Genomic DNA, 17,164 nt, shown 5'->3' on the forward strand with positions numbered 1-17,164 from the left:
TTGCCCATCAGCCACTGGTTGATGGCGTAGGCCAGCAGCATGCCGAGCACGATGCCGGTGCTGGCCAGCAGGAAGTTCTCGGTCTGGAAGTAGCGCAGGATCTGCCCGCGGGTGGCGCCGAGCGCGCGGCGGATGCCGATCTGCTTGGTGCGCTGCTGCACCCAGAAACTGGCCAGGCCGACGATGCCCAGCGCGGTGACCACCAGCAGCGCCACGCACACCGCGCCGAGCAGCCACACCATGGTGCGGTCGCCCTGGAAGTAGGCGTCGCGGATCTCGCTGTAGGTCTGCTGCTTGAGCACCAGCCGGCTGCTGTCGACCTTCATCAAGGCCGCGGTCGCCGCGTTCAGCACTTCCTGGCGTCGCGCCGGGTCGGTGACGCGCAGCACGTACAGGCCGTCGGTGTAGCTCAGGCGAAACGGCAGCAGCATCGCGTAGTCGATCTCGGCCAGGCCGCTGGCGGCGGTGGGCCGCGCCAGGGTCTCGACGATGCCGACCACGCGGGCGCCCACCGGCCCGGTGTACACGGTCTTGCCCAGCGCGTTCTGCCCCGGGAACATCTTTTCCGCGGTGGCGCGGTTGAGGATGATCGCGGTGCCTTTCTCCTGGATCCGCTTGTCGGTCTGCGCCGCTTCCAGATCCATGTACTCGTCGGGCGCGAAATCGCGACCGGCCACCAGCTTCAGGCCCAGGGTCTTCAGCGTGCCCTCCTCGGCCATGTACTGCGCCGCGTTCAGGGTGGGCCGTTCCTGGTCCGGGGTCAGCGACAGGCTGGTATTCCAGGAGTAGCGCACGAACGGCACCTGGTTGAGCAGCGTGGCGCTGCGCACCCCGGGCACGGCGCGCAACGCGGCCAGGTCCTCGCGGGTGCGCGCAGCGGCGTTGACCTGCTGGCCGATGCCGCCCAGCGAGATCGTCACCAGTTCCGACTCGGCGATGCCGCTGGGCCGGTGCAGGGTCTCGATGCGGTTGCCGATCAGGAACAGCGCGTTGCACACGATCGCGCAGGCCAGGGCGATCTCCAGCACGATCAGCGCGGCGGCGGTCTTGTGCCGGCGCAGGGTGGACAGGATGGGGCGGATATCCATGGCGATGACCTTGTGAGAAAGCGTGGAAGGCGCAGGGCGCGCAGGATCAGGACTTGAGTTGCAGGGCGGGGGCCACCTGGATGGCGCGCCACGACGGCAACAGGCCGGCGAGCAGGCTGGCGCCCACCGCCATCGCGAAGGTCAGTGCCAACATGCTCGGATCCAGGTGCGCCAGCTTGGCGTAGCTGGCCGGCTGCTGGCGCACGGCCCACAGCCCGAGCGTGGCCAGTCCCAGGCCGGCCACGCCGCCGGCCAGGCCGATGGCGCCGGCCTCCACCAGGCATTGCGCGAAGATCGCCCCGCGCGAGGCGCCGAGCGCGCGACGCACGCCGATCTCGCCGCTGCGGCGCAGGAACTTGGCCAGCAGCAGGCCGACGGTGTTGAGCAGGCACACCAGCAGGAAGCCCATCGCCAGCCACAGCTGCAGGCGCACGTCGCCGGGCACCACTTCGTTGTGGTCCAGCCACTGCATGACGTTGCGCAGGCGCACGTTGTTGGGGCGCTGGAAGCGGCCGGCGGCGCGCTGCTGGGCCGAATAGTTCTCCAGGTAGGCCTTGTAGTCGGCGGCCTGCGCCGGGCTTTCCAGTTCCACCCAGTACTGCACCCAGGTGCAGGGCGCATTGAGCGCGGTCTGGTCGCCGTTGCTGTCGCCGAAGCAGTTCATGCTGCCGTTGCGGTCCATCTTCAGATCCATCGCCACCGAGAACGGCAGATAGGCCTGTTCGTCCGACCCATAGGTGTTGGTGACGTCGTAGAAGCGCGGCTTGACCTCCCAGGTGTCGAGCACGCCGACGATGCGGAAGGTGTTCTGGTCCATGCGCAGTTCGCGGCCGACGCTGTCGGCGCCGTCGAACAGCTTCTCGTTGAGCTTCCGGCTGATGACCACCACGCGGTCGTGGCGCTCGTCTTCGGTGCCGGTCCAGCCGTGGCCGTACTGGAACGGCGTGTCGAACATCGGGAAGAAGTCCGCCGACGTGAAGCGCACTTCCGACTTGAACGGCTTCAGGCCGCTCTTGGTCGGTTCGATCGCGACGCTGCCGCCGGTCATCAGCGCCTGGCGCTTGGCGCGCTTCTCGCGCAGCAGCGCCTCGGCATCGAAGCGCGTGTTCTGCGAATCCGGTTCCTCGCCCGGCTGGAAACCGGCCTTGGGTTGCGGATCGACCTGCACGTAGAACAGGCGGTCGCTCTTCTGCGGGATCGGGTCGCCGGAGAGCACGTAGAACACGGTCAGCGTGGTCATGCTGGCGCCGATCCCCAGGGCGATGGCCAGCACCATCAGTGCGGTGAGGACCTTGTTGCGGCGGAAGCTGCGCAAGGCGAGGCGGACGTAGTAGCCGAACATGGGAACTCCGGGGTCAGGCGCTGCGGGTGGCGGTGGCGGGCGGGACGGCGGCGGCGCGCAGGGCGGGGCCGAGCACGGCGCACTGGCCGAGCAGCCACACCGCGACGATGCCGGTCAGGACGGTGGGCGAGGACAGCCGCTCCAGTTCGAAGCGCTGCATCAACCACTGGTTCATGACGTAGGCGAGCACGGCGCCGAGCAGCGCGCCGCCGCCGACGATCAGCAGGTTTTCCAGCTGGAAGTAGCGCAGGATGTCGCCGCGGGTGGCGCCGAGCGCGCGGCGGATGCCGATCTGCCGGGTGCGCTGCTGCACCCAAAAGCTGGCCAGCCCGCCGATACCCAGCGCGGTGACGGTGAGCAGGATCAGGATGATCGCCAGCAGCATCCGCGCCACCGCACTGTCGCTCTTGAAGTACTCGGTCCGCAGTTCCTGCATGGTGGCCACGCGCTGCTGCACGTAGGTCGGGTTGGCGCGCTGCATCGCCGCGGCCGCGCGCGGCAGCACCTGCGCCAGTTGCCCGGGCGTGCTGCGGATCACGTAGCCGCCGCCCCAGCCTTCGCTGCCGATGCGGATCTCGGTGAGCAGTGCATCGGCATCGTCGTCGTGGCCGGTGATGTCGCCGCGCACCGGCGCCATCACCCCGACGATGTCCAGACGCACCGGCTGGTTGAAGGTGCTGGTGTAGAGGGTGCGCCCCAGCGGCGACGTGCCGGGGAACAGTTTGGCCGCCAGCGACGGCGTGATCAGGGCCGGCAGGCGCCGCTCGATCTCCGGTGGCGCACCGAACAGGTCCGAGGCGCCGGTCAGTTCCGCGTCGCGCAGGTCGCGACCGGCGACGATGCGGATGCCCAGCGTGCGGTTCAGGCCCTGGCTGCCGAGGAACAGGCGGGCACGGGCGACCGCTTGCGTGGCCTGCGGCTGCAGGAACAGTTGCGCCTGCGTCGGGCCCCACAGCGGCGGCGTGCCGAACGCCGCCGCTTCCACGCCGGGCACCGCCTGCAGGATGTCCAGGCTGCGGCCGACGCTGCTGACGCTGCCCGGTTCGCCGACCACGCTGATGCTCTGGATCAGGCCGATGTCCTGTTCCATCACCCCGGTCGGGGTCTGCACGCGCTGGTAGGTGCGGGCGATGATGAACACCAGGTTGCACAGCACCGCCAGGGTCAGGGCGATCTGCAGCGCCATCAGCACCACCGCGGCGCGATGGCTGCCCAATGCGGACAGGATGGGACGAACGGGAGGCAGCGGGGTCATAGCGATTTCACCTGCAGGGCGGGGGCGATGCGCGAGGCGCGCCAGGCTGGCCACAGGCCGGCGGCCAGCGCCGAGAGCGTGGCCACGGCCAGGGCGATGCCGAGGATCGCGGGATCGGCATGCGCCTGCTGCGCGTAGGCCACCGGTTGCTGGCGCACCAGCCACAGGCCGATCCAGGTCAGCGGGATGCCGAGCAGGCCGCCCAGGCAGCCGATCAGCGCCGATTCGGCCAGGCACTGCGCGAACACCGCGCGGCGGCTGGCGCCGAGCGCGCGGCGCACGCCGATCTCGCCGGCCTTGCGCATGAACTTGGCGACCAGCAGGCCCACTGCATTGAGCAGGCATACCAGCAGCACACCGAAGGCGATCCAGGTCTGCATGCGCACCGTGGCCGGCACCACCCGCTTGTAGTCCAGCCAGTCGACCAGGCCACGCAGGCGGGTGTTGGGGGCGCGTTCGAAGCGGCCGAGCTGGCGCTGCTGCGCGCTGTAGGCGTCCAGCGCCGCGCGATAGCGCCGCGCCTGCTCCGGCGTGTCCAGCCGCGCCCAGTACTGCACCCAGGTGCATTGCGCGGCCTTGGGATCGTGCAGGCCGGCCTCGCCGTCCTTGCCCCAGCACTGCATCGGCCCGTAGCCATAGTCCTGCGGCAGGTCCAGCCAGGTCTCGAACGGCATGTACAGCGCTTCCGGCGGCGTGTACGCACCGGAGTTGAGGTCGTAGAAACGCGGTTGCGCATCCCACGCGTCGATCACCCCGATCACCCGGAACGGGCGGGTGGCGATGGTGAGGGTCTTGCCGACGCTGTCGGCGCCGCCGAACAACGCGTCGTTGAGCTTGCGGCTCAGCACCACCACCGGCGCGCGCTGGGTATCGTCGCGATGGCTCCAGCCGCTGCCGTAGAGGAAGCGCATGTCGAACATGCCGAACAGGTCGGCGGTGGCGGCGCGGGTGGTGAGCATGCGCAAGGGGCTGTTGGGCACGGTCTGGCGCACCGGCAGCCAGTTCGCGCTGGTCATGGTCTGCGCTGGCGCCGCCTGCGCCCGGTACAGCGCGGTGGCGTCCTGCCAGGTCAGCTCGTCCGGCGGCTCGGGGTCGGCGCTGGGCAGGTTGCGCGGACGCGGATCCAGCTGCGGATGGAACAGCGTGGCGCTGCGCCCGGGCAGCGGGTCGCCGGAGAGCGTGTGCAGCACGGTCAGCATGGTCATCGACGCGCCGATGCCCAGCGCCACGGCCAGCACCATCAGCCCGGTGAGGATGCGGTTGCGGCCGAAGCTGCGCAGCGCCAGGCGAAGGTAGTAAGCGAACATGCGGGCTCCGGGTCAGGCGCTGCGGGTGGCGATGGCGGGGGCGACGGCGGCGGCGCGCAGGGCCGGGCCGAGCACGGCGAGCTGGCCCAGCGCGCACAGCAGCAGCGCGCCGACCGGCAGGTAGCTGGCCGGCAACCGTTCCAGTTCGAAGACCCGCATCAGCAGCACGTTGCCGCCGTAGGCCAGCAACATGCCCAGGGCCACGCCGGCGCCGACCAGCAGCAGATTCTCGGTCTGGAAATAACGCAGGATGTCGCGGCGGGTGGCGCCGAGCGCGCGGCGGATGCCGATCTGCTTGGTGCGCTGCTGCACCCAGAAACTGGCCAGGCCGACGATGCCCAGCGCGGTCACCAGCAGCATTGCGACGATGATCGCGACCAGCAGCCCGGTCATCGCCCGGTCGCTCTGGAAATACGTCTGGCGCAGGTCGTCCAGCGGCTTGCTGTTGGCGTTGTCCAGCACCGCCTCGGGCACCGCCCGTGCCACCGCGGCGCGCGCCTGCGCCAACACCCGTGGCAAGTCGCGCGGATCGGCACGCAGCACATAGGTGCCGGACTGCGCGGCCTCGCGCACCGGGATCACCACCGACCAGTCGCTGCCGATCACGCCATCCTCGCTGCGGCCCGGATCGGGGCGCGCCAGGTGCTCCAGCGTACCGATCACGCGGAAATGGCCGCCGGACCAGAATTCCTTGCCCAGCGGATCCTGGCCCGGCCACAGGTGCGCGGCCAGCGCCCGCGTGATCCACACGCCGGCCGCGGTCGGGATGCCGTTGTCGAGCGGCTGGTAGTCGGCCTCGCCGAAGGTGCGGCCGCTGTCCGGGTGCAACGCCAGTGCCGCGACGGCGCCCGGGCTGACCATGTAGAAGTGCGGCACGCCGCCGACCTGGGTGCAGTCCTGGTCCAGGCACAGCCCGTTGTTGAACACCGGCGGCGCGAACGGGACCGTGTTGATGGCGCCAGCCGCGCGCACGCCGGGCGTGCGGCGCACCGCATCCAGCGCGCGGGCGTTGACGTCGGCGGCGTTGCAGCCGTCGCAGCCGGACAGCGACACCAGGCCCAGCGCGGTCTCGTCGATGCCGCTGCGCAGGTGCACCAGCTCCAGGCGATTGCCGATCAGGAAGAAGGCGTTGCACAGCACGGCGCAGGCCAGCGCCACTTCCAGCGCGATCAGCGCCGCGGCGATGCGATGGCGCGACAGCGCGCTGAGGATGGGAGTGATGTGCATCGTCGTGCGCCCCGGTTACAGACTCTTGAGTTGCATGGCCGGCGCGATACGGCTGGCGCGCAGGGCGGGGAACAGGCCGGCGGCGAGGCTGCAGGCGATCGCCAGTGCGAAGGTGCCGGCGAATGTGGTCGGATCCAGATGCGCCAGGTCGGCGTAGGCGGTGGGCTGCTGGCGCACGCTCCACAGGCCCAGCAGGGTCAGCAGCCAGCCGCCGGCGCCGCCGAGCAGGCCGATCACGCTGGCCTCGGTCAGGCACTGCGCGAAGATCGCGCGACGCGAGGCCCCCAGCGCGCGACGCACGCCGATCTCGCCGCCGCGGCGCAGGAACTTGGCCAGCAGCAGGCCGACGCTGTTGAACAGGCACAGGCCCAGAAACGCCAGCGCCAGCCAACTCTGCAGACGCACGTCGCCCGGCACCACGCGGTTATGGTCCAGCCATTGCGGCAGCGACAGCAGGCGCGCGGTGTCGGCGCGGCCGATGCGCCCGGCGGCGTGCTGCTGCGCGGCGTAGTCGGCCAGCAGCCGGCGGTAGTCGGCGACCTTCGCCGGCGTGTCCAGCTGCACCCACAACTGCAGCCACACGCACGGCGCGCTGCGCAGGTCCAGGTTGGCCTCGGGCTTGCTGAAACAGGTCCACGGCTGGATGTGGCCGTCGTTGACCTCCAGGCTGCTGGACAGCGGCATGAACACGTCCTGCGGTCGTCCGTAGAAGCTGGCTGTATCGCCATGGGCGAAGCTGCCGCCGGCCAGCGTGTAGAACAGCGGCGACGGCCGCCACGGTGCCAGCACGCCGACGATGCGCACCGCCGTGCCGCGCACCAGCAGGCTGCGGCCGACGCTGTTGCGGCCCTGGAACAGCTTGGCGTTGAGGTCGGACGAGATCACCGCCACCCGCGCCCGGTCCTGGTCGTCGCGCGCGCGCCAGCCGCTGCCGTAGGCGAACGGCACCTGGAACATCGGGAAGAAATCGGCCTGGGTCATCAACAACTGGGTCATGAACGGCGGGGTGGCGCCGTCCGCCGCGTGCACCTTGATCTCGCTCTCGGCGACCATGGCCTGGCGATCGGCGCGCCCGCGCGTCCACAGGTCCATGGCCGAGGGGTAGTCGAGCTTGTCGAAAGGCTTCTGGTTGGCGCCGTTGCTGGGGCGCGGATCGAGTTGCGCGAAGAAGATCTGCTGGCTGCGCCCCGGCAAGGGGTCGCCGGACAGCAACCGCATCACCGTCAGCGTGGTCATCGCCGCGCCGATGCCCACCGCGATGGACAGCACCATCAACGCGGTAAGCACCGGGCTGCGGCGCAGGCTGCGCCACGCTTGCTGGAAGTAATAGCCGAGCATGTCGATCTCCGCGCCGTCGCCGTGCCGATCAGGGCGTGGCCGCGGTGCCGTGGCCGCCGTGCACCAGCACCGGCTCGCGCTGCAGGTCGGTGGCCTGGCCGTCGACGATGTGCACGTTGCGCTGCGCGCGCGCGGCCAGTTCCGGGTCGTGGGTGACCATGACGATGGTCGAGCCCTGCGCGTTGATCTCCTCCAGCAGTTCCATCACCCCGCGCGCCATCTGCGAGTCGAGGTTGCCGGTCGGTTCGTCGGCCAGCAGCAGGCGCGGGCTGCCGGCCAGGGCGCGGGCGATCGCCGCGCGCTGCTGCTGGCCGCCGGACAGTTCGGACGGGTAGTGCTTCATGCGCGAGCCCAGCCCGACCCGGCTCAGCGCCTCCTCGATGCGCTGCTTGCGCTCGGCCGCGCCCATGCCGCGGTAGCGCAGCGGCACGTCGACGTTGTCGAACAGGTTGAGGTCGGGGATCAGATTGAAGCCTTGGAAGATGAAGCCGATCTTCTGGTTGCGCATGCGCGAGCGGGCATCGTCGTTGAGGTTGCTGACGTCCTGGCCGTCGAGCAGGTACTGGCCGCTGGTGAAGGTTTCCAGCAACCCGGCGATGTTGAGGAAGGTGGTCTTGCCCGAACCCGACGGCCCGGTGACGGCGACGAACTCGCCCTCGCGGACATGCAGGTCCAGCGAGCGCAACGCATGCGTCTCGACCTGTTCGGTGCGGAAGACCTTGGAGACGGAGCGCATTTCGAGCATGGCGTGAGTTCCTGTGGTGGTGGAGCAGGGATTGGGGATTGGGGATTGGGGATGTCGGGATTCGGAATCAGTGGCCAGGAAAGGAAAACGAGAGAGGCTTGCGAATCCCCAATCCCGACTCCCCAATCCCGGCCTTCAATGCACCGTCACCTGCGGCGCATCGCCGAACAGGTCGCTGCCGGAGACCACGACCCGGTCGCCCGGCTGCAGGCCCGAGCGCACTTCGACCTCGCCCAGGCTGGTGACGCCCAGTTCGACCGGGCGGCGCACCGCCGAGTCGCCGTCCATGACGTAGGCGTAGCGGCCGCCGGACTGTTCGACGAACGGGCCGCGCTCGAGCTTGAGCACGTTCTTGCGGGTATCCAGCAGCACCCGCGCGCTCATGCGCTGGCTCTGGCGCAGGCCCGGCGGCTGCTTGTCGGTGAAGCGGATGCGCGCGTTGACCTCGCCGTTGACTACCTCCGGCGACACCGCCGAGATCGCGCCGGCGAAGGGTTCGCCGGCACCGCTGGTCAACTGCGCCGGCATGCCGATCGCCAGGTCGCGGGCGAAGCTTTCCGGCACCTTGATCTCCAGTTCGAACTTGGACAGATCGACGACGCTCAGCACCGGTGCGTTGGCGGCGACGTTGGTGTGCTGCGAGACCTGCACCTGGCCGACCTGGCCGTCGAACGGCGAGCGCAGGGTCAGCAGGTCGACCTGGCGCTGCACCTCGGCCACCACCGCGCGCTGGCGCTCGGCGAGCAGGCGCTTGTTGCGCGCGTCCAGCGAGGCGCCCTGCGCCTGCAGGCCCGAATCCTTCTGCGCGTGGCTCATCGCGATGTCGGCCTTCTTCAGGGTGTCCTGGGCCTTGGCCAGTTCCACTGCCGGCACCGCGCCGCCTTCATAGCCGCGCTGGTAGCGCTCCAGGTCGCGGCTGGCCGCCTGCCGTTCGATCTGCGCCTGGTCGATCAGCTTGCTGGCGTTGGCGCGGGCCAGGGTCGCGTCCAGGTCGGCACGGCCGGCCTCGGCCTGCAGGCCGGCCAGGGTGGCTTCTTCCTGGGCGAGCTTGCTGCGCAGCTCCGGGCTGTCGATCTCGGCCAGTTCCTGGCCTTGCTTGACCACGTCGCCGGCGACCACCTTCAGGGTCACCGTGCCGCCGGAGATCGCGTACAGGGTCGGGCTGTTGGCGGCGATCAGGCGGCCGTCGGCGGAGATGTCGCGGACCAGGTCGCCGCGGGTCACCGTGGCGATGCGCACCCGCTGCGCGTCGAACGAGCGGCTGCCGGCGATCCAGCCGCGTGCGGCGAAGGCGATGCCCAGCAGCACCAGCGTGGCGATCAGCCCGGGCCACAGCCAGCGGCGCCAGGCCGAGGAGCGGGGGCGGGCGAGAACCTGGTCCTGGGCGGAGGTGTCACGGATCATCGGACGGTCGCAGCGGTGAGGATGGGGACTTCACAGCACGATGCGTGCCAACTGCAAGTCATTGAATTGCATGGGTGCGGACGGCGCGGACAGGTGTCCGGGTGTCCGCGGACACGTTCGCGGACACCAGGGCGGGGGCATGCTCGGGAATGGGTGACAGGCCCTGTGTCCGGCAGCGGACAGCGGCGAGACATTCAGCGGACTTCGCTAGAATGGCGGACTTTTCGGCGAAGGGCGTGGCTATGTGCGGTATCGTCGGTGCGATCGCGGATCGCGATGTGGTTCCGGTCCTGATCGAGGGGCTCAAGCGCCTGGAATACCGGGGCTACGACTCGGCCGGCATCGCCGCCATCGCCGACGGGCAGGTCCGCCGCGTGCGCCGTACTGGCCGCGTGTCCGAGACCGAGAGCGCCGCGCTGGCCGAGGGCCTGCACGCGCCGCTGGGCATTGGCCACACCCGCTGGGCGACCCATGGCGGCGTCACCGAGGCCAATGCGCACCCGCACGTCAGTCATGGCGACCTGGCGCTGGTCCACAACGGCATCATCGAGAACCACGAACAGCAGCGCGAGCGCCTGACCGCGCTGGGCTACGTGTTCGAATCGCAGACCGATACCGAGGTCATCGCCCACCTGATCCACCACTACATCGCCCAGGGCCGCGACCTGCTCGGCGCGCTGCAGGCGGCGGTGAAGGAGCTGACCGGCGCCTATGCCGTGGCCGCGGTGAGCAAGTCGCGCCCGGACCTGCTGGTGTGCGCGCGCATGGGTTGCCCGCTGTTGATCGGCTTGGGCGAGGGCGAGAACTTCATCGCCTCGGATGTCTCGGCGGTGATCCAGGCCACGCGCCGGGTGATCTTCCTGGAAGAAGGCGACACCGCCGAACTGCGCCGCGACGGCGTGCAGGTGTACGACGCGCAGGACCAGCCGGTGCGGCGCGAGCCGCACGTGTCCGACGTGTCGCTGGCCTCGCTGGAGCTGGGCCCGTACCGCCACTTCATGCAGAAGGAGATCCACGAGCAGCCGCGCGCGCTGGCCGACACGCTGGAGGCGCTGTTCGACGCCGGCGGCTTCGACACCGCGCTGTTCGGCAGCAAGGCCGAGGCGCTGCTGGCCGACGTGGACGGCGTGCAGATCCTGGCCTGCGGCACCAGCTACTACGCCGGGCTGACCGCGCGCTACTGGATCGAGGGCATCGCCGGGCTGCCGTGCAGCGTGGAGATCGCCAGCGAGTACCGCTACCGCGATGCCTGCGCCAATCCGCAGCAGCTGATCGTGACCATCTCCCAATCCGGCGAAACCCTGGACACGATGGAGGCGCTCAAGTACGCCAAGGCGCTGGGCCATACCAAGACCCTGTCGATCTGCAACGTGCCCGAGAGCGCGATCCCGCGCGCCAGTGCGATGGTGCTGTACACCCGCGCTGGCGCCGAGGTCGGCGTGGCCTCGACCAAGGCCTTCACCACCCAGCTGGCGGCGCTGTTCCAGCTTACCTGCGTGCTGGCCAAGCGCCGCGGGCGGCTGAGCGCCGAACAGGAGGCCGAGTACCTGGAGCAGCTGCGCTACCTGCCCGGCAGCGTGCAGCACGTGCTCAACCTGGAACCGCAGATCGCGGTATGGGCCGAGCGCTTCGCCGACAAGCACAACGCGCTGTTCCTCGGCCGCGGCCTGCATTACCCGATCGCCCTGGAAGGCGCGCTCAAGCTCAAGGAAATCACCTACATCCACGCCGAGGGCTATCCGGCCGGCGAGCTCAAGCACGGCCCGCTGGCGCTGGTCGACGCGAACATGCCGGTGGTGGTGATCGCGCCCAACGACACCTTGTTGGAGAAGGTGAAGTCGAACATGCAGGAAGTGCGCGCGCGCGGTGGCGAGCTGTTCGTGTTCGCCGACCAGGACAGCAACTTCAACGCGTCCGAAGGCGTGCACGTGATCCGCACGCCGCGCCACGCCGGCGTGCTCAGCCCGGTGCTGCACACCGTGCCGGTGCAGTTGCTGGCCTACCACACCGCGCTGGCGCGCGGCACCGACGTGGACAAGCCGCGCAACCTGGCCAAGTCGGTGACGGTGGAGTAGTCGCCGGGGCGCAGGGCGATGCGGACGCTGCGCTATGCTGGCGGCGAGGGCGCGTCCATCGCCTTCAACCCAGGAGCGACACAATGCAGGATGTCCACGAAACGCATGGGTCGCCGCCGGCGTCGCTGCGGGCGCTGATCGAACGGGTGCAATGGATGCGGCGGTTGGCCCTGTCCGCGACGGTGCTGTCCGCGGTGATGATCACGCTGAGCTATCTGCTGCTGATCTGGCCGATCTTCCAGCCGCACGACCTGAGCAATTCCAGGGTGCAGCAGTTCCTGCTGTCGGAGGAGTTCAGGGCGCGCACGGCGCCGCTGTTCGCGCAGATGCAGCGCTACAACGCGTCTTCCGAGGGATCTCCGGTCGAACGCCCGGACGAGTTCTACGCCGGCAGCGGATCGATGTCCGGGCTGCAGGTGGTCGTCCACTATCTGGTCGTCGCCCGGGGGCAGGGGGCGGCGGACCACGTGCGGGCCAGCTATGTGCCCGATATCGACGTCCGACTGGATCCCCGCTATCTGATCTTCTACCTGGCGCTCATGGCAGGTGCCGCCGTGCTGCTGCTTTTCATCCTGCGCCCAGCATCGAAGCCGCAACGCCAGTTTGAGCAGCGCTTGCTGGAACGGTCCTACGCCGATCCAGCGCCAGCCGTCGATGATGCGAGCACGCCGGGCGGTGATCTGGCGCAGTTGTTCAACCTGCTGCAGAACTTCCACGCGTTCGTACGGCAGATCGGCAAGCGCCACGCAAAACGGACGGCCATGACCTTCGTCGACGAGTACGACGTGCAGGATGCTCTGCACGCGCTGTTGAAGCTGCATTACCTGCACGTGCGTGCCGAGGAGTACACGCCGAGCTATGCCGGCAACAGTTCGCGGATGGATTTTCGGCTCGACGACAACGAGGTCGCGATCGAAGTGAAAATGACGCGCGATGGGCTGCGGGATCGCGAGATCGTCGATCAGTTGGTGATCGATGCCGCCCGTTATAGCCAGCATCCTGGCGTCAAGCGCCTGGTGTGCCTGATCTACGATCCGGCCGGGTTGCTGGACAACCCGGCGGTGCTCAAGAAAGATCTTGAATCCGGCCGCCTAGGCCTGCGGGTCAACGTGGTGATCGCGCCACAGCATGCCTGAGCGCGCTGCGCTCACTCGCTGGAGGTGTTGGAGATGATCTCCACCCAGTAGCCGTCCGGGTCCTTGATGAAGACGATGTTGCGCATGCGCCCGTCGCTCAGGCGCTTCTGGAACGGCACGTGCAGCGCTTCGAAACGTGCGCAGGCCGCATGCAGGTCAGGCACCGACACGCACAGATGGCCGAAGCCGCGCGGCTCGCTGTTGCCGTCGTGGTAGACCGGGCCATCCAGCCGTTCGCTGCCGTGGTTGTGGGGCGATTCCAGCACGCCGGGCCGGCCGTCCACATCTGCCGCTGCGCCGGGTCTGCCGGCACCTGTACCTTCGGTGGTGGGCATGGCGGTCTCGCATGGGGGAGGCGCCGCGTTGTGCGGCTTGGCGCAATTCTAAGGGCGACGGCGTGGCGGCCGATGTAGAGCGCGGCGAGAGAGTGGTGCGGCTCCGCCTGTTGGCAGAGGCGCCGCCGATCTGCTAACGCACTGGCCCGGGTTATGCATAAGCTTCCTGCGAGGGTTCCCACCACGCAGGAGGACGCATGTACGAGTCTTTCAGACAGGGGGCGCCGGCCGAGCTGTGGCAGGCGCTGGTGCACGAGGCCGGGCAGCGCCTGGGCCGGCCGCTGGACGAATCACGCGAGCACTATCTGGTGTTCATGCTGCTGCGGTACCAGCGCGACGCGCAGTTGCTGGCGCGCATCCAGGCCCTTGCGTGGCTGCATGCGCAGGAGCAGGTGGGGCGTGCCCGCGCGGACGCCTTGCGCGAGGTCGGCGATGGTTGCCTGCTGATCGCCGGGATGTTCCCGGGCGTGGCGGCGCGACGTCGGGTCAGCGTGGACTACTTCATCGATCTCGGCCGCGGCGCCTATGCCGAAGTCGCCGAGAGCCGCGACAGCGATGCTGGGCTGTTCGGGCAACTTGCGCGCAGCTATCGGGAGCTGGTCCGCACGCTGGGCGCGCTGCGTCCACCACGGCACGAGGTGGCGGCCTTGCAAGCGGCGCTGCACGCCTAGCGGTGGTGAGGTGCGTGCAACGCCGTGTAGCGTCCATGCTTGATGCTTGCATCCAAGGGCGGTGCAGCGTCTCGTAGGAGTGGCTTCAGCCGCAACGGGCTTTCCCGGTAACGCCCGTCGCGGCTGAAGCCGCTCCTGCAGCGGCACGCAGCGTTCGCCGTGCCTGGGTGGCGGGGATGAGCGCACATGCACCTGGCGCATCGCGAACGTCGGTTTGGTGGCAGTGCCGCGTTCCGCTGCGGCGGCGCATTCCCCGCGCCGCCCTCGCCATGTCCTACGGTGCGCTGCTGCGGCTCAGAACCAGAACCGCAGGCCGGCGACCCAGCGCGTCTCGCGCGCCGCCTGGCCGTCGGTGCGGCGCAGGTCGGTGGTGTCGCCGAAGCTGCGCACGTGCTCCACGCCGACATACGGTGCGAATCGGCGGGTGACTTCGTAGCGCAGGCGCAACCCGCCCTCCACGGTGGTCAGGCCGCTGCCGATGCGATGCGCCGGATCGTCGCGCGCGGCCAGTTCCGCTTCCAGCCGTGGCTGCAGGATCAGGCGATTGGTCAGCAGCACGTCGTACTCGCCTTCCAGGTGCAGGCTGGCATGGCCGCCCTCGCCGACGTAGAGCATGGCCGACACCTCGAACTTGTACGGCGCCATGCCTTGCACGCCGAACGCGGCCGAGGTCCGCGCGCGGCCGGGCGCGAACGTCTGCTTGGCGCCGATCAGCATGTCCCACCAGGGCGAGATGGCGCGGCCATAGGCCAGTTCCAGCGTCGACGCCGTGGTGCGGCCGCCCTCGCGTTCGCCGTCGCTGCGCAGCCACAGCCGATCGATGTCGCCGCCGTACCAGCCGCGCGCTTCCCAGGCCTGGCCGCTGCCGTGGGCGTTGTCCCAGCCCTCCAGGCGATCGACCAGCAGGTAGCCGGTGCGCGCCGCGCCGTGCGCCGTGCCGTGCTCGCGCAGCACGGGGAATGCGGCTGCGCGATCGGCGTCGGTGATCGGCGGGATCGGCTCGCGTGGCAGCGACGTGTCGGCGCTCGCAGGACAGTGGCACGCTGTCGGTTCGGGTGCAGGCGGCGTCGCATGGTCCATGCGGTCGTGATGCATGCCGTCGTGTGCGGAGTGCGCGTGTTCGCCATGCTCGACCTGCGACGCCGGCGCGGCCGCGTGGTCCTTCGTGGCATGGTCCATGTGCGCGTGCGACATGGCGTCGGCGTGCTCTGCCGCAGGCGTGTCTTGCATGGCCGGCGCGTGCGCCGCATGCCCCATGGCGGCGTGGTCCATGGCGCCGTGCATTGCCGTGTCGGGCTGCGATGCCTCCGCAGCGCCCGCCATGGGTGTGGTGGCAGCGGGTGCCGGGCAGGCGCAGGGCGCGGCAGTGGGTGCGTCGCCGCCGTCGGTGTCGGCCGTGTGGGCATGCTGCGCTTGCGCCTCAGCGTGCGCGAGTAGCAGCGCCAGGCCGGTGGCCTGGGCGAGCGGAGCGAGGCGGAGGCGGCTCATGCGTCCACCCGCACTTCGCGCATCATGCCGCCGTCCATGTGGTAGAGCAGGTGGCAGTGGTAGGCCCAGCGGCCCAGCGCATCGGCGCGCACGCGGTAGCTGCGGCGCGTGCCCGGCGGCATGTCCACGGTGTGCTTGCGCACCTGGAAGCGGCCGGTGGCGTCTTCCACGTCGCTCCACATGCCGTGCAGGTGGATCGGGTGCTGCATCATCGTGTCGTTGACCAGCACGATGCGCAGGCGCTCGCCGTAGTTCAGCCGCAGCGGCTCGGCGCTGGCGAAGGGAATGCCGTCGAACGACCAGGCGAACTTCTCCATGTTGCCGGTCAGGTGCAACTGGATCTCGCGTCCCGGCTCGCGTCCGTCCGGGTCCTCGAACAGGCTGTGCAGGTCGGCGTAGCTCAGCACGCGGCGGCCGTTGTCGCGCAGGCCGATGCCCGGGTCGTCCAGCCGTGGCGCGGTGGCGGAGGACTGCATGTCCACCAGCGGATTGCCGCGTTCGCTGCGTGGGTGCGCAGGTGCGGTGGCAGCGCCTGCAGCCGCGTGCGCGGCGTGCTCCATGCCCGGCATGCCGGCCATGTGCATGTTCGCGCCGCAGCCGCCCTCCATGCCGTGCATGGCCATGCCTGCGCCGTGCTCCATGCCGGCGTGGCCGGCCATCGCGTGGCCCATGTCCTGCATGCGCAGCAGCGGGCGCGGATCGTTCGCCGGCACCGGTGCCTGCAGTCCTTCGCGCACGGCGAGCGTGCCGCGCGCGTGGCCGGTGCGGCCCATGTCCTGCGCGAACACCGTGTAGGCGTCCTGGCCGCTGGGTTCGACCAGCACATCAAAGGTTTCGGCCGCGGCGATGCGGAATTCGTCCACGCTCACCGGATGCACATACTGGCCGTCGGCGGCGACCACGGTCATCTTCAGCCCGGGGATGCGCACGTCGAAGTAGCTCATGCTGGAGGCGTTGATGAAGCGCAGCAGCACCTTCTCGCCGGGGCGGAACAGCCCGGTCCAGTTGCCGGCCGGGGTCATGCCGTTGAGCAGGTAGGTGTAAGTGTTGCCGTTGACGTCGGACAGGTCGCTGGGGGTCATGCGCATGCGCCCCCACATGCCGCGGTCGGCGAGGGTGGCGCGCAGCCCGTCCTCGCGCGCGTCGCGCAGGAAATCGCCGACGGTGCGCTGGTACAGGTTGTCGTAGGACGGCATCTGCTTCAGCCGCCGGAACAGCGCCGCCGGATCCAGGTCGGTCCAGTCCGACAGCAGCAGCACATGCTCGCGGTCGTAGCGGTACGGCGGCGGCTCGCGCGGGTCGATCACGATGGCGCCGTACAGCCCGGCCTGCTCCTGGTGCAGCGAATGGCTGTGGTACCAGTAGGTGCCGGACTGGCGCAGGGCGAAGCGGTACTGGTAGGTCTCGCCCGGGTAGATGCCGTCGAAGCTCATGCCCGGCACGCCGTCCATGTTGGCCGGCAGCAGCAGGCCATGCCAGTGCACCGAGGTCTGGGTGTGGCCGGGCAGGCGGTTGGCCACGCGGATGGTCACGGTGTCGCCTTCGCGCCAGCGCAGCAGCGGTGCCGGCACGCTGCCGTTGACCGCGATGGCGGGGCGCTCGCGCCCGGTGAAATTGACCCGCGTGCTGCCGATGCTCAGGTCCAAGTCGGTGCCGTGCAGCACGTAGGGCGCGGCGCCGTTGCGCGCCAGTGCGCTGGCCTGGGCGTGGCGCAGCGGCAGCCCGGTGAGGCCGGCGGCGGCGCCCAGCGCCA

13 protein-coding genes and 1 pseudogene are annotated in these 17,164 nt (G+C 69.8%); 3 read left to right on the forward strand and 11 right to left on the reverse strand.

What is annotated here, in order from left to right:
• The 8 genes from D180_RS16195 to D180_RS16230 form a co-directional block, all read right to left on the reverse strand.
• Positions 1 to 1,088 (reverse strand): FtsX-like permease family protein (locus D180_RS16195; RefSeq protein WP_017913616.1); only part of this gene is annotated, 1,088 nt, incomplete at its 3' end.
• A gap of 46 nt (positions 1,089 to 1,134) precedes the next feature.
• A complete protein-coding gene (locus tag D180_RS16200) occupies positions 1,135 to 2,430 on the reverse strand; it encodes an ABC transporter permease (RefSeq protein ID WP_017913617.1) in 1,296 nt (431 codons plus the stop codon).
• 13 nt (positions 2,431 to 2,443) lie between these two features.
• On the reverse strand, positions 2,444 to 3,685 hold the full coding sequence (locus tag D180_RS16205) for an FtsX-like permease family protein (RefSeq protein WP_043091145.1): 1,242 nt from the start codon (positions 3,683 to 3,685) through the stop codon (positions 2,444 to 2,446).
• Complete coding sequence (locus D180_RS16210) at positions 3,682 to 4,992, reverse strand: ABC transporter permease (RefSeq protein ID WP_017913619.1); 1,311 nt, start codon at positions 4,990 to 4,992, stop codon at positions 3,682 to 3,684. Before D180_RS16210 ends, D180_RS16205 begins: the two co-directional genes overlap by 4 nt.
• Before the next feature lie 12 nt (positions 4,993 to 5,004).
• On the reverse strand, positions 5,005 to 6,219 hold the full coding sequence (locus D180_RS16215) for an FtsX-like permease family protein (protein WP_017913620.1): 1,215 nt from the start codon (positions 6,217 to 6,219) through the stop codon (positions 5,005 to 5,007).
• A 15-nt stretch (positions 6,220 to 6,234) separates the two neighbouring features.
• Positions 6,235 to 7,557, reverse strand: coding sequence for an ABC transporter permease (locus D180_RS16220; protein WP_017913621.1), 1,323 nt, complete (start codon positions 7,555 to 7,557; stop codon positions 6,235 to 6,237).
• A gap of 28 nt (positions 7,558 to 7,585) precedes the next feature.
• Positions 7,586 to 8,302 (reverse strand): ABC transporter ATP-binding protein, encoded by a 717-nt coding sequence (locus tag D180_RS16225; protein ID WP_017913622.1) that lies wholly within the window; start codon positions 8,300 to 8,302, stop codon positions 7,586 to 7,588.
• Positions 8,303 to 8,437: 135 nt separating this feature from the next.
• Positions 8,438 to 9,706, reverse strand: a complete 1,269-nt coding sequence (locus tag D180_RS16230; RefSeq protein WP_017913623.1) for an efflux RND transporter periplasmic adaptor subunit — start codon at positions 9,704 to 9,706, stop codon at positions 8,438 to 8,440.
• Positions 9,707 to 9,948: 242 nt separating this feature from the next.
• Here D180_RS16230 and glmS point away from each other — a divergent pair, with 242 nt between their 5' ends.
• Together glmS and D180_RS22560 are read left to right on the forward strand one after the other, a co-directional pair.
• Positions 9,949 to 11,781: a glutamine--fructose-6-phosphate transaminase (isomerizing) gene (glmS, locus tag D180_RS16235; protein ID WP_017913624.1), complete on the forward strand. Its 1,833-nt coding sequence runs from the start codon at positions 9,949 to 9,951 to the stop codon at positions 11,779 to 11,781.
• Between the two features lie 83 nt (positions 11,782 to 11,864).
• On the forward strand, positions 11,865 to 12,917 hold the full coding sequence (locus D180_RS22560; protein ID WP_017913625.1) for a hypothetical protein: 1,053 nt from the start codon (positions 11,865 to 11,867) through the stop codon (positions 12,915 to 12,917).
• Between the two features lie 11 nt (positions 12,918 to 12,928).
• Here D180_RS22560 and D180_RS16245 read toward each other — a convergent pair.
• Positions 12,929 to 13,230 (reverse strand): annotated as a pseudogene (locus D180_RS16245) (lactoylglutathione lyase); the annotation flags it as partial.
• 219 nt (positions 13,231 to 13,449) lie between these two features.
• Between D180_RS16245 and D180_RS16250 the strand changes: the two are divergent.
• On the forward strand, positions 13,450 to 13,923 hold the full coding sequence (locus tag D180_RS16250; protein ID WP_017913627.1) for a hypothetical protein: 474 nt from the start codon (positions 13,450 to 13,452) through the stop codon (positions 13,921 to 13,923).
• 294 nt (positions 13,924 to 14,217) lie between these two features.
• On the opposite strand, the gene D180_RS16255 is transcribed toward D180_RS16250, so the two are convergent.
• Positions 14,218 to 15,411, reverse strand: coding sequence for a copper resistance protein B (locus D180_RS16255; protein WP_043091147.1), 1,194 nt, complete (start codon positions 15,409 to 15,411; stop codon positions 14,218 to 14,220).
• The coding region (locus D180_RS16260; protein ID WP_017913629.1) for a copper resistance system multicopper oxidase at positions 15,408 to 17,164 on the reverse strand (1,757 nt) is incomplete at its 5' end. The genes D180_RS16260 and D180_RS16255, both read right to left, overlap by 4 nt.

This window comes from Xanthomonas sp. SHU 166, from assembly GCF_000364685.1.
In the GTDB taxonomy this organism is placed as follows: domain Bacteria; phylum Pseudomonadota; class Gammaproteobacteria; order Xanthomonadales; family Xanthomonadaceae; genus Xanthomonas_A; species Xanthomonas_A sontii.